Source organism: Kitasatospora sp. NPDC057904 (assembly GCF_042887925.1).
GTDB lineage: Bacteria > Actinomycetota > Actinomycetes > Streptomycetales > Streptomycetaceae > Kitasatospora.
The window spans coordinates 88043-108761 of record NZ_JBHVOL010000010.1; the positions used below are offsets into that span (position 1 = coordinate 88043).

The 20719-nt window shown below is 74.0% G+C and carries 15 protein-coding genes; 2 read left to right on the forward strand and 13 right to left on the reverse strand.

The window, feature by feature from the left end; translation table 11 throughout:
* From ACFVSN_RS24920 to ACFVSN_RS24975, 12 genes are all read right to left on the reverse strand, one after another.
* Window positions 1-397 (reverse strand): hypothetical protein (locus tag ACFVSN_RS24920; protein ID WP_387956604.1); only part of this gene is annotated, 397 nt, incomplete at its 3' end.
* A 326-nt stretch (window positions 398-723) separates the two neighbouring features.
* Window positions 724-1887, reverse strand: coding sequence for an MAB_1171c family putative transporter (locus ACFVSN_RS24925; protein WP_387956605.1), 1164 nt, complete (start codon window positions 1885-1887; stop codon window positions 724-726).
* Between the two features lie 2 nt (window positions 1888-1889).
* A complete protein-coding gene (locus ACFVSN_RS24930) occupies window positions 1890-2429 on the reverse strand; it encodes a hypothetical protein (protein ID WP_387956606.1) in 540 nt (179 codons plus the stop codon).
* Between the two features lie 99 nt (window positions 2430-2528).
* Window positions 2529-3101 (reverse strand): hypothetical protein, encoded by a 573-nt coding sequence (locus ACFVSN_RS24935; RefSeq protein WP_387956607.1) that lies wholly within the window; start codon window positions 3099-3101, stop codon window positions 2529-2531.
* 64 nt (window positions 3102-3165) lie between these two features.
* Window positions 3166-3801, reverse strand: coding sequence for a hypothetical protein (locus ACFVSN_RS24940; protein WP_387956608.1), 636 nt, complete (start codon window positions 3799-3801; stop codon window positions 3166-3168).
* Between the two features lie 211 nt (window positions 3802-4012).
* Window positions 4013-5032 carry an N-acetylglucosamine kinase gene (locus tag ACFVSN_RS24945; RefSeq protein ID WP_387956609.1) on the reverse strand — a complete coding sequence of 340 codons (1020 nt, stop codon included), beginning with the start codon at window positions 5030-5032 and terminating at the stop codon, window positions 4013-4015.
* Window positions 5033-5327: 295 nt separating this feature from the next.
* Window positions 5328-6629, reverse strand: coding sequence for a 6-phospho-beta-glucosidase (locus tag ACFVSN_RS24950; RefSeq protein ID WP_380441964.1), 1302 nt, complete (start codon window positions 6627-6629; stop codon window positions 5328-5330).
* Complete coding sequence (locus ACFVSN_RS24955) at window positions 6629-7528, reverse strand: carbohydrate ABC transporter permease (protein WP_380441966.1); 900 nt, start codon at window positions 7526-7528, stop codon at window positions 6629-6631. The genes ACFVSN_RS24950 and ACFVSN_RS24955 overlap by 1 nt, the downstream gene beginning before the upstream one ends.
* 37 nt (window positions 7529-7565) lie before the next feature.
* Window positions 7566-8564 (reverse strand): carbohydrate ABC transporter permease, encoded by a 999-nt coding sequence (locus ACFVSN_RS24960; protein WP_380441968.1) that lies wholly within the window; start codon window positions 8562-8564, stop codon window positions 7566-7568.
* A gap of 46 nt (window positions 8565-8610) precedes the next feature.
* Window positions 8611-9966 carry an ABC transporter substrate-binding protein gene (locus tag ACFVSN_RS24965; RefSeq protein ID WP_380441970.1) on the reverse strand — a complete coding sequence of 452 codons (1356 nt, stop codon included), beginning with the start codon at window positions 9964-9966 and terminating at the stop codon, window positions 8611-8613.
* 144 nt (window positions 9967-10110) lie between these two features.
* The gene (locus ACFVSN_RS24970) at window positions 10111-11301 is read right to left on the reverse strand and encodes an ROK family protein (protein ID WP_380506929.1); all 1191 of its coding nucleotides are present in this window, start codon (window positions 11299-11301) and stop codon (window positions 10111-10113) included.
* Between the two features lie 344 nt (window positions 11302-11645).
* Window positions 11646-12824 carry a mechanosensitive ion channel family protein gene (locus ACFVSN_RS24975; protein WP_380441974.1) on the reverse strand — a complete coding sequence of 393 codons (1179 nt, stop codon included), beginning with the start codon at window positions 12822-12824 and terminating at the stop codon, window positions 11646-11648.
* Between the two features lie 457 nt (window positions 12825-13281).
* Here ACFVSN_RS24975 and ACFVSN_RS24980 point away from each other — a divergent pair, with 457 nt between their 5' ends.
* Window positions 13282-13926 carry an HNH endonuclease gene (locus ACFVSN_RS24980; RefSeq protein ID WP_387956610.1) on the forward strand — a complete coding sequence of 215 codons (645 nt, stop codon included), beginning with the start codon at window positions 13282-13284 and terminating at the stop codon, window positions 13924-13926.
* Window positions 13927-14111: 185 nt separating this feature from the next.
* Here ACFVSN_RS24980 and ACFVSN_RS24985 read toward each other — a convergent pair whose 3' ends face one another.
* Window positions 14112-18119 carry a beta-N-acetylglucosaminidase domain-containing protein gene (locus ACFVSN_RS24985; protein WP_387956611.1) on the reverse strand — a complete coding sequence of 1336 codons (4008 nt, stop codon included), beginning with the start codon at window positions 18117-18119 and terminating at the stop codon, window positions 14112-14114.
* Between the two features lie 426 nt (window positions 18120-18545).
* Here ACFVSN_RS24985 and malQ point away from each other — a divergent pair, with 426 nt between their 5' ends.
* Window positions 18546-20657: a 4-alpha-glucanotransferase gene (gene malQ, locus ACFVSN_RS24990; RefSeq protein ID WP_387956688.1), complete on the forward strand. Its 2112-nt coding sequence runs from the start codon at window positions 18546-18548 to the stop codon at window positions 20655-20657.
* Window positions 20658-20719 lie beyond the last annotated feature (62 nt).

Genomic DNA, 20719 nt, shown 5'->3' on the forward strand with positions numbered 1-20719 from the left:
GATCGACTTCCTGTGCGCCGCTGTGCCAGGTGGTCCCGCGTCGCTTCGCCTTGCCCCCAGCGGCCAGGTACGAGAAGTCGGCGGGCTCGACTTCCTGTGCGCCGCTGTGCCAGGTGGCGCTGTGTGGCTTCGCCTTGCCCGCAATGGCCGGGCGCGGGAAGTCGGCGGGCTCGACTTCCTGCGCGCTGCTGTGCCAGGTGGTGCGGCGTGGCGTCGCCTTGCCCCCAGCGGCCAGGTACGAGCAGTCGATGGGCTCGACTTCCTGTGTGCCGCTGGCCCTGCGTCCGGCTGGGGTGCTTCCAGTTGCTGGCTTGCGTGCGCGCGGCCGTCGGTTGGGGTGGGTGCGCGGGGTGCGTGGGAGGTCGATTTGGCCGACTTCCTGTGCGGGCGCCTCCACTCCGCCCGCCGGCGCCCCGGGGTGGAGCCGCTTCTATTCGCCGGGCGCGGGAAGTTGGCCGGATCGACTTCCTGTGCGCCGCTGTGCCAGGTGGTCCCGCGTCGCTTCGCCTGGCCCCCAGCGGCCAGGTAAGAGAAGTCGACGGGGCCGACTTCTCGCGCACCAGCCTTCGCTGCCCCGGGCGGTTCTGTGTGGATTCGCATTCGGGAGGTCGACTTGGGCGACTTTCTGTGCGCCGCATGGCCCCGGGTGGTGTGGTGTTGATTCGTTCGATTCCCAGGGGGCGGGCGCCAGAGGTCGGTCGGCCCGACCTCCTGCGCGCGGTCTCAGGCGGGTAGGCGGCGGTAGGCGGTGGCCACCTTCAGGAGCCAGGTGATCTCCTCCTGCGGGGTGGCGCCGCCGGGGTGGGCGGGTTCGGGGGGCATGCCGGTGGCCGGGGGGTGGCCGGTGGTGTGGTGGTGGAGGGCGGCGTGGAACCAGGCGGCCTCGGCGCGCGCTCGGTCGCCCGGCGCGACCGCGGCGACCGCCGCGCCCGTGCCGGGGGCCGAGGACGGCAGGCCGTCCCGCAGGGCCAGTGCCGCGTCGCGGATCTCGAACGCCCGGTGGGCGACGTCCAGCGAGCGGTCGCCGAGGGCGAAGAGGTTGCGGACCCGTCCCGCCGGGGTGCCGAAGACGACCTGCGGCGCCGCCGCGACGAGGTCGGCCCAGAGGGGGTGGAGCCGCCACATGGCGTGCTGGTCGCGGACGTAGCGGCTCACCGTCCGCAGGGGCGGCATGGCGAGGCCGAGTACGAGCAGGACGGCCGCCGTGGCCGGCAGGAGCTCGCCGACGGGGTCGTACGGCGGGGCGGGTTTCCCGGTGACGGGGTCGTGTGCGACGGCGGTGTGCGCCGCGATGTAGTACACCCGGTACAGGACGTACACCGCCCCGGTCCCGGTGCTCGCCGCCATCAGCCGGACGCCCGTCCGCAGGAGGCCGCGGGGCACGTTGAGCCGGTTCGACCAGAAGAGCCGGGAGGCGAGCAGTGTCGAGGCGAAGAAGAACAGGTAGTAGACGGTGAGGTAGAGCTGCACCGGCCGGTCGGCGTAGTGCGCGTCGATGCCGTCGGGCCCGATCTGCTCGTGCTTGAAGAAGAAGACCGACAGCACCGCCATCACCCCGCACGTCACGGCCGCCGCCGCGTGCCGGACCTTCGCCGAGCGGATGCCCGTCCCTGGCTTCCCGTGGATCGCGAAGACGTAGTCGAGCAGGCAGGTCGCCGCCGCGATGCCGAGGAGGTGCTTGATCAGGACGGACACCTCGGGCAGCCCGGTGCCGTCCTCCAGGAGGCGGGCGACGGGGGCGGGCCGGGTGGTGAGCGCGAGCGCCATCGCGGCCACGGTGCCCCAGAGGGCGCGGGTGGCGGGGGAGCGGAAGGCCCGGGGCGCGCGCCAGGCGACGGCGGTCCACAGGAGGGCGGGGACGAGGATCTCGAAGACGGAGCGCAGCATCCTCAGCCTCGCCCTCCCGCGGACCGCCGCCCGCGCCGGAGGGGTTCGACCGGGCTGAGCATGCTGTCGACGAGCCGTTGGGAGGATTCCGTGCGCGCGCGGTCGGTGCCCGCGAGGTCGGCGAGCAGCAGGGCTATCATCTCCGCCTCCTGTTCTTCGACGGTGGTGTAGCTCGTGCGGGCCAGGCCGAGGGCCCGGGCGACGAATTCGGGGGTGAGGTCCGGCAACAGACCGGTGAGGTGGCGCAGTTCGAGGACGCCGGTGTGCTCGCAGGCGACGTGCCCGAGTTCGTGGAGCTTGATGAGGTCCTGGTGGGCGGGGGTGGTGTGCCGTTCGTAGAAGACGACGTCGATGCTGGGGAGGGCGATCCACAGTCCGCAGGGGGCGTCCTGGCCGAGGGCAGGCAGGGGTTCCATGGCGATCGGCCGGCCCCGGTGGCGTTCGAGCGAGGCGCGGAAGCCTTCGACGGTGAACGGGACGGGCAGGTCGAGGGCGCCGAGGATGTTCTCGCAGCGCCTGCGGAGGCCGCGGGGAAGTGGCATGCGGGAAAACGTTCCTTCAGTCGGCGGCGATCGGCGAGCGGGCGCACGTGCAGGCGAGCGGGCGTACATGCGGGCGGGCACACGAGCAGGCGGACGGCCTCAGTTCGCGTCCGAGCCCCTGAGGCCGTCCGCTCCCGACGCCCCTTCCTCCAGGGTCTTGAGCCGTTCGGCGAGGACGAGCAGCATGTTCAGGCTGTTGTCGGACAGTCCCGAGGCGCGCTTGACCAGGCTGACCACCCCGGAGTTGCCGAGGGCCTGCCGGAGGTCCCCGAACTTGTCGAGGCGGTCGAGCTGTTCGTCGACGTCGGCGGTCCTGCGGTCGTCCAGGAAGTAGGCCGCGCCCTGCCGGATGCCGAAGCCGCGGCCGAGCCAGTCGAGGGTGTCGACGGTCGGGTTGGGGCTCTGGCCCTTCTGCGTGACGCCGTGGTGGAGGTTGCGGATGGTGTCCTTGGAGATGACGTCGCGTCCGGCCAGGGTGTTGATGCGGTCGGCGAGTTCGCGGTAGGTGGGGGCGCGTCCGGCGGCCCGGGCGGCGTCGCGGGAGATCAGGTGGTCGATCTTGTCGGCGATGGCGCGGGCGCGGCGCGGCGGGTGTTCCGGCGCAGCGGGGTGGTCAGCGCCAGGGCGGTCGACGACGGGGTGGTCAGCGCCGTCCGGCTCGTGTTCGCGCACGTCACCCGCCCCTCCGATCGATCCGGGGCACCAACCTATCGCGGGGGCCCGGCCCGCTGAATCCCTACGGGCGGCCGAGTTCCGTGATCCGCATGATGCGCCCGTGCGAGTCGAGGACGACGTCGTACGTGTTGCCGTAGCAGCCGTAGGGGGTGGCAGGAGGGCGGGCGGCGAGGCAGTCGTCGAGGTGGGTGAGGAGTTCTGGCAGCGGCACCGGTTTGGCGGGGTCGCCGTTCCGGCGGTCGACGAGGGCGGCGTCGACGCCGGCGGCGGCGAAGGAGTAGCGCATCGGGCGGCCGACGGGCTCGAAGCGGTTCGGCGAGCAGAGGTACCGGGTGGCCCGGGCGGTGAGCCCGGGGCCGTCCAGGGCGCCCGCGGCGTCCGCCGCCCCTGCGGGGTCCGCCGGGTCCGCGGCGACGACGAGCAGCACGGTGTGCCCGGGGTGCTCGCCGGCCGGCGAGCACGTGGCGGGGGCGGACGGCAGTGAAGGGACCGCCTCGACGGCGTCGTCACCGGCGTCACCGGCGTCCCCGGGGTCGCCGGCGTCCCCGGGGTCGTCGTCCGGGCCGCCGGACTCGCTGGACGCGCTCACGGCCGTCGGGTGCTCGTCGACGGGGGTGCAGGAGGCGAGTCCGGCGACGGTGAGGGCCACGGCGGTGCAGGAGAGGACGGCGGTGAGCAGGATGCGGGGCGTGGCCATGGCACCAGTCTCCCCGGCAACGTGGCGGACGTGTACATCCGGTCGTGGACGCGGACATCCGGTTACACGTGTGCGGGCCGGGGTGCGGTTCCCGCCCCCGTCGGATGTGCGGACCCGACGGGGACGGGAAGTTCAGGAGGGCCGGAAGTTCAGGAGGGCCGGAAGTTCAAGAGGGCCGGAAGGCCAGGACGACCGGAGGCTCAGGGCCGGTTCACGCCGCGACCGGCCGCCCGGCCTCGTACGCCTCCCGCACCCGCGCCTGCGCCCGTGCGTCGCCGCCCAGGTGGTCGAGCCCGAGCAGGGCCGCCCCGAGCACCGGCGGCGCGACGACGACCCGCGGCTCGGCCAGCGGCGCGGCCTTCGCGAGGCGCGCCGTGACGTTGTCGAGGAGCAGCGGCTGCCGGGAGGCGAGCACCCCGCCGCCGAGCACGACCGGGGCGGGCGCGTCGAGCAGCTGCAGCCGGGTGAGCGCGACGACGGCGAGCCGGACGATCTCGTCGGCCTGCCGGTCGACGAGCTCCCGCGCGGTCGGGTCCCCCGCGTCCGCGACGGCGAACAGCACCCGGACGATCTCGTGCAGCCGCGCCGCCGGCAGGTGCCCGAGGTGGACGGCCTCGGCGACGGCGCCGGCGCTGGGCAGCCCGTAGTGCTCGGCGATGGCCCGGGCGAGGGCGGTGGGCCCGCCGCGCCCGTCCTCGGCGCGCACGGCGTGCCACATGCTGTGGCCGGCGAGGCTGGCGCCGCCGCCCCAGTCGCCCGTGAGCTCGCCGAGGGCGGGGAAGCGCGCGGTGCGGCCGTCCGGGAGGACGCCGACGCAGTTGATGCCGGCGCCGCAGACGACGGCGACGCCGCGCGGGCCGTCGGTGCCGGCGCGCAGCAGGCCGAAGGTGTCGTTGACGACGGTGTTGCTGACGCCCCAGGGGTGGGATTCCAGCGCGGTGCGCAGCGCCTCCTCCTCCACGGGGAGGTCGGCGTTGGCGAGGCACGCGCTGACGTGGGTGGTCAGCCGGCCGGTCCAGGTGGGGTGCCCGGCCGCGCGCGCGGCCTCGTCGACCAGCGGGGCGAGGCCGGCGACGGCGGCCTCGCCGCCGATCTTCTGCGGTGCGAAGCCGCCGCCGCGGGCGGTGCCGAGGACGGTGCCGTCCGCGCCGATCAGGGCGACGTCGGTCTTGGAGTTGCCGGCGTCGATGGCGAGCACGCCGGGCAGGAGTGGTTCGGGCTGGTGGGTCATCAGGTCCCCGCGACTCGTACGTGGCCCGGCCGAGGGTGCCCGGCCGGGTGGCCCGGCCGGTGGTGCCCCGGCCGGGGGTGGGCGGTCCGCTCGCGGAGCCCGGCCCGCGACACCCTCATATCGCGGGCCGGGCCGTCCACGGTGACGCCGGGGCGCGGACGTCGGGCCGTCACAGCGGGCCCGGGACGCCTGCACGCCCGGATGCCCGGGGCGCCTGCACGCCGGCACGCCCGGACGCCCGAACGCCCGAACGCCCGGACGTCAGGACGAGCGCGACCGCCCGGCGCCCCGGACGTCAGGCCCAGGCGAGGTGCTCGCGGTTGTGGGCGAGCAGCCGGTCCGTCAGCCGGTCGGCGAGGTCGAACTGGCCGACCAGCGGGTGGGCGAGCAGCGCGTCGTACACGCGGTCGCGCCCGCCGCGCAGGGCGGCGTCGAGGGCGAGGTGCTCGTACGAGGTGACGGCCGCGACGAGCCCGGCGTAGAGCGGCTCGACGGGCCGCTGCGGCAGCGGGCGGACGCCGGCCGCGTCGACCTCGGCCGGCACCTCGATGACGGCGTCGTCGGGCAGGAAGGGCAGTACGCCGTCGTTGCGGGTGTTGACGACCTGGACGGAGGTGCCGCCGTCGGTGCCGAGCAGGGCGGCGATGAGCTGGACGGCGGCCTCGGAGTAGAACGCGCCGCCGCGCTTGCCCAGCAGTTCGGGCTTGGTGTCGAGGGCGGGGTCGGCGTACATCTCCAGCAGCTGCCGCTCGATCTCGGCGACCTGCGCGGCCCGCGAGCCCTGCGCCTTGAGCTCCTCGACGACCTCGTCGTGCTGGTAGTAGTACCGCAGGTAGTAGGACGGGACGACGCCGAGGCGCTGCACGACGGCCTGCGGCAGGTGGAGGTCGTCGGCGATCTCCTTGCCGAAGTCGCGGAGCAGCTCGGGCAGCACCTCCCGCCCGCCCGCCGCGCCGGGGGCGTCGAGCAGGGTGACGCCGCGCTCCCAGGTGAGGTGGTTGAGGCCGACGTGGTCGAGCCGGACGAGCTCCGGCGCCACCCCGAGGTGCGCGGCGAACTTCCGCTGGAAGCCGATCGCGACGTTGCACAGGCCGACGGCCTTGTGCCCGGCCTCCTGGAGGGCCCGGGTGACGATGCCGACCGGGTTGGTGAAGTCGACGATCCAGGCGTCCGGGTTGGCCCGGCGGACGGTGTCGGCGATGTCCAGCACGACGGGGACGGTGCGCAGCGCCTTGGCGAGCCCGCCGGCGCCGGTGGTCTCCTGGCCGACGCAGCCGCACTCCAGCGGCCACGTCTCGTCCTGGTTGCGGGCGGCCTGTCCGCCGACGCGCAGCTGGAGCAGGACGGCGTCGGCGTCGGCGACGCCGGCTGCGACGTCCGTCGTGGTGGACACGACCGCCGGGTGGCCCTGCTTGGCGAAGATGCGCCGCGCCAGCCCGCCGATCAGCTCCAGCCGTTCGGCGGCCGGGTCGATCAGGACGAGTTCGCCGATCGGCAGGGTGTCCCGCAGCCGGGCGAAGCCGTCGATCAGCTCCGGGGTGTACGTCGAACCACCGCCGACGATCGCCAGCTTGAGTACGGACTTGGTTGCGGACATCAGCCCTTGACCCCTGTCAGTGTCACGCCTTCGATGAAGGCCTTCTGCGCGAAGAAGAAGAGGAGGATCACCGGTGCCATCACGAGGAGGGTGGCGGCCATGGTGAGGTTCCAGTTGGTGTGGTGGGCGCCCTTGAAGGACTCCAGGCCGTAGGAGAGCGTCCAGGCGGCGTGGTTCTCGCTGGCGTAGATCTGCGGGCCGAAGTAGTCGTTCCAGCAGTAGAAGAACTGGAACAGGGCGACGGCGGCGATGGCCGGCTTGGCCATCGGCAGCACGACGCGCAGCAGGGTGCGCAGGTCGCCGCAGCCGTCGATCCGGGCCGCCTCGATGTACTCCTTGGGGATGGTGGTGAGGAACTGGCGCAGCAGGAAGATGGAGAAGGCGTCGCCGAAGGCCATCGGGATGATCAGCGGCCACAGGGTGCCGGTGAGGTGCATCTGCTTCGCCCAGAACAGGTACATCGGGATGATGGTGACCTGCGGCGGCAGCATCATCATCGAGATGACCGCCATGAGCGCCAGTTTCCGGCCGCGGAAGCGGAACTTGGCGAGCGCGTAGGCGACCGGGAGGCTGGAGACGACGGTCAGCAGCGTGCCGGCGCCGGCGTAGACCAGGGTGTTGCGCCACCAGGTGAGGAACCCGGGCGCCTCCCACACCTTGGTGTAGTTGCCCCACTGCCAGGAGGTGGGCCAGTAGTTCGTCGTGAGCGCCTGGCTGTCCGTCATGACGGAGGTCAGGAAGGCGAAGACGAACGGGAGGATGAAGAACAGCGCGGCGGCGATGCCCAGGGCGTGGACGGCCACCCAGTTGAGCGCGGCGCGCCGCCGGGCGGCCGCGGAGGCGGCCGAACGTCCCGAGGGCGACGAGGCCTTGGCGAGTACGGGGGTGCTGAGAGTCATGAACGGGTCCTCACTGGTCCGCTGATCCGCTGGTCCGCTAGTCCTCGCTCGCCATGAAGCCGGAGCGGCGGCGCAGCAGGAGGGAGGTGACGGCCATCGCGATGGCGAACAGGACCAGGGCGACGACGCAGGCGGAGCCGGTGTCGAAGCGCTGGAAGCCGAGGTTGTACACCATCTGCGGCAGGGTCCAGGTGGAGCCCTGCGGGAAGCCGGGCTCGAACTGCTGCCCGGAGTTGCCCGCGATGCCGCTGGCGACGCGCCCGGCGACGATCGCCTGGGTGTAGTACTGCATGGTCTGGATCACGCCGGTGACCACGGCGAACGTGATGATCGGCGAGATGTTCGGCAGCGTGACGTAGCGGAAGCGCTGGAGCGGCCCCGCGCCGTCGAGTTCGGCCGCCTCGTACTGCTCCTTGGGCACGTCCAGCAGGGCGGCCATGAAGATCACCATCAGGTCGCCGATGCCCCACATGGCGAGCATGGTGAGCGCGGGCTTGGACCAGTTCGGGTCGGCGAACCAGCCGGGCTGCGGGAGCCCGAGCTCGCCGAGGAAGTGGTTGACCGGGCCGGTGCCGGGGTTGAGCAGGAACGCGAAGGAGACGGTCGCGGCCACCGGCGGGGCCAGGTAGGGCAGGTAGAAGGCGGTGCGGAAGAAGCCGACGCCGCTCTTGATCTTCGTGATGAGCAGCCCGATGCCGAGCCCGAACAGCACCCGGAGGGACACCATGACGACGACGAGCCAGAGGGTGTTGCGCAGGCCCTGCCAGAAGAAGGGGTAGTGGTTGAAGACGTAGTCCCAGTTCTTCAGCCCGTTGAAGGCGGGGGCCGAGAACCCGTCGTACTTCATGAAGGAGAAGTAGACGGTGGAGATCAGCGGGTACAGGAAGAAGACGCCGAAGCCGATCAGCCAGGGGGAGAGGAACGCGAGGGTGCGGGCCGCCTCCCGGCGGCGCTTCCGGCGCAGCAGGTGCTGCGTGGAGTGCGCCGCCGGGTCGGCGGGTCCGGTGCCCTTGCGGGTGCCGAACGCGAGTGCCATGGGGTGCTCCGAGTGCCGTGTTCTTCGGACTGCCGTGCCGGGCCGGTTACTTCGCCTGGGCGATGGCGGCGTCGATCTCCTTGGCGGTGGCGGCGAGGCCGGCCGCGAGGTCGGGCTGCTTGCCGGACTCGTACGCGTAGCCGAGGTTCTGCAGCGACACGATGTAGGCGCCGCCGTTGGCGCTGGCCGGGGTGGTGCCGGAGTTCGGGTTCTTCGCGATGTCCAGGAAGGTCTTGAAGTTCGGGTCGCCGCTGAGCTTGGGCGAGTCGAGCGCGGCGAAGGTGCTCGGCACGTTGTGGATCGCGTTGGCGAAGCCGACGACCGCGTCCGTGTCGGTGGTCAGGTACTTGACGAGCTCCCAGGCGGCGGCCTGCTTCTTGCTGCTGCGGGCGATGCCGATGACGGTGCCGGTCTGGTAGCCGCGGCCGTAGGTGGCGGCCTGGTCGTCCGGCACCGGGAACGGGGCGGTGGCCCAGTCGAAGTCGGGCTTGCTCTCGGCGAGCGAGTTGGTGCGCCACTCGCCGTCGATGGCCATGGCGACCTGGCCGGTGTGGAAGGGGTTCTTCTCGCTGAACTCCTCGCCGAAGGTGGAGCGGTACTTCTCCAGCTTGTCGAAGCCGCCGAGCTTGTCGACGAGGCCCTTCTGCCAGGTGAGCATCGCGGCGACCTTCGGGTCGGAGGCGACGGCCGACTTGCCGTCCGCGCCGAAGTAGGCCGGCCCGTACTGGCCGAGGAAGTGCTCGGTGGTGGACTCGTAGCCGTGGTAGTCCGGCATGAAGCCGAGCTGCTTGAAGCCGTCGCCGTCGGGGACGGTGAGCTTGGCCGCGGCGTCGGCGAACTCGCTGAAGGTCTTCGGCGGGGCGGTGATGCCGGCGGCGGCGAAGGCCTTCTTGTTGTAGTAGAGGCCGTAGGCGTCGCCGAGCAGCGGCAGGGTGCACTGGTTGCCCTGGAACTGCGTGTAGTTGAGCATCGCCGACGGGAAGGTCTTGGCGGCGTCGATGCCGCTCTTCTTCAGCAGCGGGTTGAGGTCGATGAAGGCCTTGGTCGAACAGAACATGCCAACGTTGTTGGTGGTGAAGGAGGAGACCACGTCCGGCGCGTCGTCGCCGCCGGCCCGCAGGGCCTGGTTGACCTTGTCGTCCGCGATGTTGGCCACGGCCTTGACGTGGATGTTCGGGTGGGCCTTCTCGAAGGCGGCGATGTTGTCGTTGATCGCCTTCACCTCGTTGTCCTGGCTCCAGCCGTGCCAGAAGGTGATGGTGACGTCCTTGCCGCTCGCCGAGTCGTCGCTGCCGCCGGCGTCGTTGCTGCCGGTGCAGGCGGTGGCGAGCAGGGCGAGGACGGCGCTGCCGGTGACGGCGGCGATCGTGCGGCGGCCTCTGCGGGAGGTGGTGGGGTGCACTTCGAGGTCCTCCTGGGGGTGCGCGGGCAGGCGTCATTGCCTCGTCGCCCGCGGTCGGGGGTTGGGGAGAGGTGGGTGCAGGGGTGGATCGCAGGGGGAGTCGGGGGGGGGGGGGGGGGGGGAGTCGGCAGGGGCAGGGGGCTGTCAGTGGGTGGAGAAGACCGCCTCGCGGGCGGCCGCCAGGGCGCGCTGGAGCGCGCCGAGCAGGACGGGTGAACCGGCGAGGGTGCTGCTGCGCACTTCCGGGCGGGCGATCGAGAGCCGGGCGAGTTCCTCCTGGACGAGCGCGCGCAGATGTTCGCCGCCGGCGCTCGGCACGCCGCCGGAGAGGACCACCAGCTCGGGGTCGACGACGGCGACGATCACGGCCAGCCCGACGGCGATCCGGCCGGCCAGTTCGCGGAGGAACTCCTCGCCGGCGCCCGGGGTCGCCAGGGCCTTGGCGATGGTCTCCTCGGCGGTGGGCGCGCCGAGCCCGTGCTCGCGGGCCAGCGCCCGGACGGCGGCCGCGCCGACCAGGTCCTGGAACCCGCCGAAGTTGCGGCGGCGCACGTCCCGCACGACCGGCGAGCCGGGCACCGGCATGTAGCCGACCTCACCGGCGCCGCCGGTGAAGCCGCGGTGCAGCCGCCCGGCGATCACGATCGCGGCGCCGATCCCGGCACCGGCCCACAGCAGGACGAAGTCCTCGGAACCCCGCGCCGCGCCCGAGGCCTGCTCGGCGACGGCGGCGAGGTTGACGTCGTTCTCGATCGACACGGGGGCGCCGATCTCCCCGGTCAGCTCCTCGACGAGCGTCGGCGAGTGCCAGCCGGCCAGGTGGGAGGCGTAGCGCAGCTTGCCGGTGACGGGGTCGGGTGCGCCGCTGACGCCGATCACGACGGTGTGCAGCGCGCCCTCGCCGATCCCGGCCGCCCGGACCGTGTCGGCGACCGCCGCGGCGACCCGGGGGACGGTCCCGGCGGCCGGGGCGCCCTTCACCGGCACGACGTGCTCGGCGAGCGTGCTGCCGGTGATGTCGGCGACGGCGACCCGGATCCCGGTGGCCGTGACGTCCACCCCGGCGACGTACCCGGCGGCCGGATTCACCTGGTACAGCTGCGCGTTGGGCCCGGGCCCGCCCGCCGTGGTGCCGACCGGCAGGACCAGGCCCGCCGCCTCCAGGCGCGCCAGCAGCTGGGAGGCGGTGGGCTTGGAGAGCCCGGTGAGCGTGCCGATCTGGGTGCGGGAGAGCGGTCCGTTCTCCAGCAGCAGTTCGAGGGCGGCTCGGTCGTTGATGGCGCGCAGCAGGCTGGGGGTGCCGGCGAGGGGGGCCTTGGCGGTGGTCTTGGTCACGCGCAGAATCCTCCTCTTCCGGCAGGTCGGGGGCGTACCCGGGGGAACTCCCGGGGGTGTCCGGGGAGCGCCCGGGGGGTGTCCCGGGTCCACGGTGCGAACTGTTAGGAAACTTTCCAGTCGCTTGGGAAGGACCGTACGGTCAGCGTCGGCGGAGTGTCAATGGCCCGCCGGGCGGTGGATGCCGAAGCGTTACCGGGCAGCACGAAGCCCCGCCCCCACGTCGGTGGGAGCGGGGCTTTCGTCCGCGTGTCCTGGCCTTCCCGGCCGCTGCGAAGGGGTGTTACGGCCCGGCGGGGTCGTCCATCGGCGGCTTACGGCTCGGCGGGTCGTCCGTCGGCGGCTTACGGCTTGGCGAGGTCGTCCATCGGCGGCTTCGGTGCCGGTATCGGCTCGGTCGCCTTGTAGCGCGCCGAGGTCGGGTCGGCCAGTGAGGACGGCGGCGACGGGTCCGGGGCCGCGGCGATCGCGACGCCCGTGGCCGCCGCCTCCTCCTTGACCTTGATGCCGGCGTGGTCGAAGGCCGCCTTCAGCCGCTGGCGCATCGCCCGCGCCACCATCGCCGCCTTGCCCGGCGCCGTCCTGGCCTCGATCCGCACCACCACCGAGTCCGCCGCGACCGACTCCACGCCCAGCACCGACACCGGCTCCCAGATCAGCTCGTCGTACGGAGCCTCCTTGGACATCGCCTCGGCGGTCTCCTGGATCAGGTCCTCGGCCCGGAGGAGGTCCTCCTTGTACCCGACCTGGACGTCCACGGTGGCCGTGGACCAGCCCTGGCTCATGTTGGCGATCCGCTTCACCTCGCCGTTGCGGATGTACCAGATCTCGCCGTTCGCGCCGCGCAGCTTGGTCACCCGCAGGCCGACCTCCAGCACCGTGCCGGCGGCCACCCCGGTGTCGATCTCGTCGCCGACGCCGTACTGGTCCTCCATGATCATGAAGACGCCGGAGAGGAAGTCCGTGACCAGGTTGCGGGCGCCGAAACCGATCGCCACACCGGCCACACCGGCGCTCGCCAGCAGCGGCGCCAGGTTCACCCCCAGCGCGGAGAGCACCATGAGCGCCGCCGTGCCGAGGATGCCGAAGGACGCGACGCTGCGCAGCACCGAGCCGATCGCCTCCGAGCGCTGCTGGCGCCGCTCCGGGTTGACGACCCCGGTGTTGGCGAGCAGTCCGCCGATGCGGCCGTGCTCCTCGGCGCTCTCGTGGGCGCGCGCCATCCTGGTTATCAGCTGCGTGATGAGCTTGCGCACCACCGCGCGCAGCACCAGTGCCAGCACGATGATGAAGACGATCCGCACCCCGGCGGCGAGCCAGGACTGCCAGTGGGTGTCGAACCAGCTGGCCGCCTGCTTGGTGGTGTCCGAGACCTCCTGCGCGCTCGTCGGGATCCGCAGGTCGAGCTGCGGCACCTGCGGCGCGGTCGGGCCGGGGGACGGCGTCGTCGACTGGGAGGACGCGTCGGCGAGGCCGAGGACGCCGGAGCGGAACACGTGCGGGACCTTCCTTGCAGGGGGCATTGCCCGGTCCCGTGCCGCAGCGAGCCCGACCCGCGGACCGTTGCCCCAGCCTAGCGGGCACCGAACACCCGACCGGACCCGCCGAACGGCGCGCGGGCCGCCCCGGACGCCCCGTCAACGCCCCGGTGCGCTCCCGCGCGCACCCGTCCGGGCACCGCCTCGGCACCGCTCCGGCACCCTCCGGAGGCGGCCCCACCACTGCTCCGACCGGCCGAGCAGTCCCCCCGAGGGGAAGCGGAAGGGCTCCTACCGGGGGCCCTGGTGCAACCCGACCTTCCGCCGGGCATATCGGGTATGACGGAAACCACACCCGGAGATCACGTCAGGTCCGTTACACAGGAGTGGTGGCGCCGTACGAAGGCGTAAGGCGACACTGGGGGAGATCACTCACCCGTTGGGTGATCCAACCGCTCGTCCCGGCGCGAGCCACGCGCCGCAGGCGTCCAAGGAGGCATCCGTGCCGCATGTCCTGGTCCTCAACGCGTCCTACGAGCCACTCGGCGTCGTATCGATGCGCCGCGCACTCATCCTGGTCCTCAACCACAAGGCGGTCAGCCTGGAGGACACCGGAGTCACTCTGCACAGCGCCACCAGCGCCCTTCCGGCGCCGTCCGTCGTCCGCCTGACCCGCTTCGTCCGGGTCCCGTTCTGCGGGCCCGTCCCGCTCACCCGCCGGGCGCTGTTCGCCCGCGACCACGGCCGCTGCGTCTACTGCGGGGCCGCCGCAACCAGCGTCGACCACGTCATCCCGCGCAGCCGGGGCGGCCAGCACCGGTGGGACAACGTCGTGGCGGCCTGCCGCCGCTGCAACCACACCAAGGCCGACCGCCACCTGACCGAACTCGGCTGGCGCATGAAGCGCCCGCCCGCGCCGCCCTCCGGCCTCGCCTGGCGGATCATCGGCACCGGCATCAAGGACCCCCGCTGGCGGCCCTACCTGGAGCCGTACGGCGGCGGCGACCAACTACGCGCCCCGCAGTGGGGCGAGTACGAGCACCACGACCATACCGAGCCCAACCACTCGGTCCCGATCGGCCGGGCGCACGGCGCCCACTCCGCCCCAGTCCGCCGCGGCGAGCAGCCCGAACCGCTCTCCGCCTGAACCAGAGCTCCACAAGGGCCTGCCCCGTCACATCTCGGTACGCCTCATGGGCCGCCGCGCACCCCACCGGGGAGCACGGCGGCCCGCCGTGTGTACGGCCGCCCCGCGGGCGACCACTGCACGGGCCACTGCACGGACCACCGCACGGACCGCTGTGCGGGCCACTGCACGGACCACCGCACGGACTACTGCTTGGGCGGCGTCCCGGCGGCCGGCTGCTGCTGTCCCGCGGCCGGCTGTCCCGGTTGCGGCTGCGGCTGCTGCGCGGGCGTGGTGCCGGGGGTGCCCGGGGTCCCCGGCTGCGCCGGAGGAGCCACCGGCGGCTGCGGCTGCGCGGGCGGCGTCACGGCGTACAGCTCGATCCCCCACAGCGAGTAGCCGTACTTGGTGGCCCGGGTCACACCCTGCATCCGCAGGAACTTGGCGTTCGCGGCGTCGAAGCGCACCGTCTCGTCGCCGCCCTTGCCGTTGTCCACGCTCGCCGCGGTCGTCCAGGTGACCCCGTCCGACGAGGTCTGGATCTTGTACGACGCGGCGTACGCGGCCTGCCAGTGCAGCACCGCAGCACCGAGCCGGACGGCCTGCGGCAGCTCCAGCTGCACCCAGGCGTTGTCCTGCGCGGGCGAGGACCAGCGGGTCTTCGGGTCGCCGTCGGCGATGTTCGAGGCCGGGAAGTTCGCCGTCTCGTCGCCCGAGGAGGTGGCCTTCGCGCCGAGCGCGAGGTCCGCCCCGCCGGTCGGCGGCACCACGTGCACCTGGAGCACCTGCTTGACGACGGTCGAGCCGGCCACGTACTGCACCGGTACCTGGTACGTCCCGGACGGCGTCCCGGCCGCGGCGCTGACCAGCAGCGGCACCCCGACCTTCCCGCCGCGCGGCACCGTCACCCCGGCCGCCGGCGCCACCGTCAGGCCCTTCGCCGCCGCCGGCACGTCGGCTTGCAGGCTGCCGGTGGTGCCCTCGGGGCGGCCGGCCGTGACCGTCGCCTGGGTCTGGGCGGGCGCGGCCGCGCCGGTCACGACGTCCAGGGACGGGTCGGCCAGGGTGAGCCGGGCCGCGGGGGCGTCCGCGTACCAGGGGATCACCTGGTTGACGACCGGCGGGTCGCCGCCCGGCTTCCAGGTCAGCCGGAACGCGTCGGCGGGCTGGCCGCCGGCCGGCAGCTCGTTGTAGCCCGGGTTGATCGTCCCTATGTCGAACCAGGTGCCGTCCGGGCGCCGCAGCGACACGGTCGCGGTGGCCTTCACGCTCGGGTCGGTCAGCACGGTGAGCCGGTCCACCGGCCGGGCCGCGCCCAGCTCGACGGTCAGCGGCTCGTCCTGCGCGGTCGGCGCGCTGGCCGCCCGGTAGGCGGTGTCCGGGTTGCCGTCCAGCACCGCCGCCGCCGAGGAGCCGGGCAGCGCGGCCGGTCCGCCGGAGACGCTCGCCGGGGCCTCGTCCGGCGCCGTCACGGTGAACTCGCGCACCGCCACCGCGGTCTTCTGGGCGGCGGTGGCGCGCAGCCGCACCGCCCGCACCACCGTGCCAGCGGGCACCTGGGCACTGACCGTCTTCTGGTTCTTCACCACGGCCAGCTGCTTCCAGCCGCCCTCGCCGGTCGAGTACTCCAGCACGCCGTCGCGGATGTAGTCGTCCACCGCGCTCTGGGCGTCCGGCCCGTCGCCCCAGCCGCCCATCAGGACGGTGACGCCGCTGACCGGGCGCCCGGAGCCGAGGTCCACGCCGACCGAGTCGCCCGGCTGCGGGGGAGCGGAGCTCCAGTAGAAGGTGTCGGCCTGGCCGTCGGTCATCAGCGCCGGCAGGTGGTCGTGCGCGGAGCCCATCGTCGTCGTCGGGCTGATGCCGCCGCTGACCACGCCCGCCCAGTTGTCGGCGGCCCGCAGCGCGTGCTCCAGGAACGGGCCGAGCACGCCCGCGCCGATCGTCGCCGGGCTCTGCGCCAGCTGCTCGCGCAGCCGGTTCAGCTCCACCCGGGCCTTCCAGGCGGCGGCGCCGTCACCGCCGTGCTGCGCCAGCAGCATGTCGAGGGCGGCCTGCCCGGCCAGCCCGTACCCGTGCAGTGGCGCCAGCCACGGCCCGGCCTCGGCGGCCAGCGCGGACGTCGCCGCGGTGCCGGCCAGCGTCTCCTGGGCCGAGGCCATCGCGCCGAACGCCTCCCGCAGCGGGCCCGCGGCCTCTATCAGCTTGGCGAGGTCGGGGGCCGCGCCCGAGGTGGGCTCGGCGGTCGCCCAGAACCTGTCGATCAGCGGGGTCAGGTAGCCCGACTCCTGCTTGGACAGCGGCGAGGACGAGCTGTTGCCGGCCAGCGCGGTGACGGCCGCCAGTGCCGACCCGGCCGGGGTCGCGGAGGCGCCGGTCGGCCCGGCCATCGTGCGCAGCGCGGCCTGCCAGGACTCGTCCGGCTTGTACGCGGCCGGGTTCCAGGCGAAGTCGCCGGCCGTCGACAGGGCTATCCGGGAGGCCACCGGCTGCTGCATCGCCCCGGTCAGCATCACCGCCGAACGGCTCGCCACCTCCGGGTCGCGCCCGGTGTAGGCGCCGAGGTAGAGCCGGTCCGGGTTGGCGTCGTTGACCGGGTAGTTGTCCATGGTGACCAGCGGGTGCCCGTACAGGCCCGCGGTGTCCGAGGCCTGAGCGCCGGTGATCTTCTCCGGGATCACCCCGACCCCGCTCCACGCCACCTGCACCCCGGCCGGCAGCGCGTCCGCGAGCGCCTTGCGGTAGGGCGTCGAACCCGACTGGTGGTACTCGGTCGGCACGATCGACAGCGGCGCCAGGCCCGGGTTCTTCGAGATCAGCCGGTCCTGCACCTTCGCGGCCAGCGCGGCCTGCGCCTTGGCCGCGGCGGCCGGCCCGGTGCCGTACGTCGAACGGTCGTCGGAGCAGTGCCACTCGTCGTAGCTGACGTCCAGGAACTGCAGCTGGAACGCGGAGAAGCCGAGGGCGCGCAGCCCGTCCAGCTTCGCCACCAGCGCGTCCACGTCCTTGCCCGAGCTGAAGCAGAACGACTGCCCCGGGTCGACGGCGTACCCGAGCGTCACGTGGTTGGCGGCCGCCCGGCCGCCCAGCTCGCGCAGCTCGGCCGTCTTGTCCGCCGGGTACGCGTCGCGCCAGCGCGACAGCCGGTACGGGTCGTCACCGGGCGCGTAGAGGTAGAAGTTCTGCTTCGAGCGGCCCAGGAACTCCACCTGGTCCAGCCGCTGCTGCGCCGTCCACGGCGTGCCGTAGAACGCCTCCGCGGTGCCGCGCACCGGCGCCCCGGACGGCCAGTCGCGCAGCGTGATCCCCGGCAGGCCGAGCCCCGAGGCGCCGGGCGCCTGGTTCTGCCCCTGCCCGGCCGGCACCGCCGCCAGCAACTGCCGCAGGCTCTGCGCCGCGTAGAAGGTGCCCGCCGCGTCCGCGCCCGCCAGCACCACCGCGCCGTACGTCCCGCCGCCCTGCGCGGGCAGCTGGCCGGCCGTCAGCACGTAGCCGCCGATCGGCATCCCGATCAGCGACGGCGCGGCGCCGTCCTTCGTCCCGCCCGCGGCGGCCAGGTCGCGCAGCGCCCGGTCCACCGCGCCGCCCGCGCCCTCGGCCGGCCCGCCGACGTACACGACGAGCGAGCCCGCGGCCGGCGGGGCGTCGACGTCGGACACGGTGGTGAAGTCGGTGGCCCCGGCGATCCCGAGCACCTCGTGCACCGCGTCCACCGCGCCGTGGTCCGCCTTCGGCGCCGTCACCAGCGTCACCGCGGCCGGCACCACGACCGGCTTCCCGGCCACCGTCTGCTCCTGCGGCCGCGGGAACACCTGCGGGTTCGTCACGCTCCCCAGCGGCGTCTGCGGCGCGGTGCTCACCACGTCCGGCCCGGGTACCCCCGCGTACGCCGCCGCCGACGGCACCGGCCCCGCGAGGAGCCCGCCGACCACGGCCGCCGCGGCGACACCGGCCGCGATCTGCAGCGCCCGCCGCCCCGGCGCGCGGCTCCCGGCCGCCCGCTCGGCGCGCACGGACGCCAGCAGCGGCTCCGTCCCCTTGAAGTCGGCGATCAGCCGGTCCGCCGTCTTCGGCGCCAGCTGACGGCACGTCCGCGCGGTGGCCCGCCGGGCCGCCAGCGCCGCGGGGTGGTACAGGACATCGCGCAGCGCGGAGCTCTGCTCCAACTGCTGCCGCAGCCGCCGCCCGGCCGCTACGGAAACTCGGGCTTGCACAGGAGCCTCCTCGCCAGGCCTGGACCACATCGCCGCAACCCCACCAGCTACCCAACCCGGTGTCAACGCCGTCGTCAGATATGTCCACTTTGCCCAATTGATCACCGTGCCTCCCCCCCCGGGTCATCCCTCCCACCAGCAGAACCGCCCGGGGCGGCCGGTCCTCCTGACGGCCGGTCGACCGCTCGCCGCCCTCGCGCTCTCCTCGTCCCTTTCTCGACGCGCGCCTCCGCCCACCCGCAGCCGCGCCGTTCCCCCTCCCCGGCCCCTCCTGACGGCCGGTCGACCGCTCGCGCTCGTGTCGCGCAGCGTCATCGGGCCGTCACGCGGGTAGGACTGTGGTCGTCCCGAACTGGCGTTGCCGAGACATCGCAGGAGCCGCGAGTGGCCGCTTATCTCGACCGTGACGGAGCCGACGGGCTCAAGGTGCCGGCGCAGGACGCTCCGGCCCCGCCACCCGAACTGGTGGCGCTGGCACAGGTGCACGGGGTCGATCCGAAGGACCCGGGGCCCGGCGGGGTGCCGGTCGGCGCGCGGACACTGGTGGCGGTGCTGCGGGCGCTCGGAGTCGAGGCCGGGACGCCGGAGGAGGTGCGGGCGGCGCTGGACCGTCACCGGGCCGAGCAGCAGGCCCGGTTGCTGCCGCCCTGCGTCGTCGTCCGCCAGGGGCGTCGCACCGCGCTCGACGTCCCCGCCGACGCCCGCCTCCACGTCGAGCTGGAGGACGGCGGCGTGTGGGAACTGCCCCGCGGCCACTCCCACTGGCTCCCGGCCGACCTGCCCCTCGGCCGGCACGTCCTCACCGCCGAGTGCGCCGGCGGCACGGCGCGCGCGGCCCTCGTCGTCGCCCCCGACAAGCTCCCCGGACTCCCCACCCGCAGCTGGGGTTTCCTCGCCCAGCTGTACTCCCTCCTCTCCGAGCGGTCCTGGGGCATGGGCGACCTCGGCGACCTCGCCGACCTCGCCCAGTGGGCCGGCGCCGACCTCGGCGCGGGCTTCGTCCAGATCAACCCCCTCCACGCCGGCCTCCCCGGCGCCCCCTCCGACCCGTCCCCGTACCGCCCCTCCTCCCGCCGCTTCGCCGACCCCGTCCACCTGCGCGTCGAAGCCGTCCCCGAGTACGCCTACCTCGTCGGCGACCAGCGCGCCGAGGCCGAGGAACTCGGCCGCCGGGCCGCCCGGCTCCGCGCCGAAGTGCTGGCGCACGACGGCCTGATCGACCGGGACGCCGTCTGGGCGCTCAAGCGCGAGGCGCTGGAACTGCTGCACGAGGTCCCGCGCGGCACCGGCCGCGACGCCGCGTACCGGGCCTACCTGCGCCGCGAGGGCGAGTGGCTGGAGCGGTACGCGCTGTGGAACGCGATCGCCGAGGAGCACGGCCCCGACTGGCACGCCTGGCCCAAGGGGCTGCGCCACCCGGACGGGTCCGGGACCGAGCGCGCCCGCAAGGAGCTCGCCGACCGGGTCGAGTTCCACCGCTGGCTCGCCTGGCAGGTCGACCAGCAGCTCGCCGCCGCCAGGGCCGCCGCCGACGGCGCCGGCATGCCGGTCGGCCTCATCCACGACCTCGCGGTCGGCGTCCACCCGGACGGCGCCGACGCCTGGGTGCTCCAGGACGTGCTGGCGGGCGGCATCTCGGTCGGCGCCCCGCCGGACGCCTTCAACGCCCACGGCCAGGACTGGGGCCTGCCGCCCTGGCGCCCCGACGCCCTCGCCGCCGCCGGCTACGCCCCGTACGCGGAACTGCTGCGGGCCGCCGCCCGGCACGCCGGCGCGGTGCGGATCGACCACGTGATGGGGCTGTTCCGCCTGTGGTGGGTGCCGGAGGGACACGCGCCGACGGAGGGCGCGTACGTCCGGTACGACGCCGAGGCCATGCTCGGCGTGCTCGCGCTGGAGGCGCACCGCGCCGGGACGGCGGTGATCGGCGAGGACCTCGGCACGGTCGAGCCGGGCGTCCGCGAGGAACTGGCCGAGCGCGGGATCCTCGGGACGTCCGTGCTGTGGTTCGAACGGGACTGGGCGGCCGGCGGGGAGGTCCTGCCACCGGACCGCTGGCGGCGCGGCTGCCTGGCCACCCTCACCACCCACGACCTGCCCAGCACGGCGGCCCGGCTCTCCGGCGAACACGTCGAGCTGCGCCACCGGCTGGGGCTGTTGGCCCGGCCGCTGGGGGACGAGCAGGCGGAGGCGGCGGCGGAGCTGGCCGAGTGGCGGGCGGCGCTGACGCGGCTGGGGCTGCTGGCGCCGGGGGAGCCGCTGTCGATGCCGGTGCTGTACCGCTTCCTGGGCGCCACCGGGGCCGGGCTGGTGGGCGTGTGGCTGCCCGACCTGGTCGGCGACCCGCGCCCGCAGAACCTCCCCGGCACATGGGACCAGTACCCGAACTGGCGCCTCCCGATCGCCGACGGCGCCGGCCACCCGGTGACCCTGGAAACCCTCGCCACCACCCCCGCCGCCCCCTTCCTGTCCCACCTCCTGGCCCCCGCCCCTGCCCGGAGCCCCATGAGGCCCACCCCGACGCGCGCCACCCCGTGAGCCTCACCCGTCCCTGCCCCGGCCCCCCGCCCGGAGGGCATCCCGCACACGCCCCCGTCCCA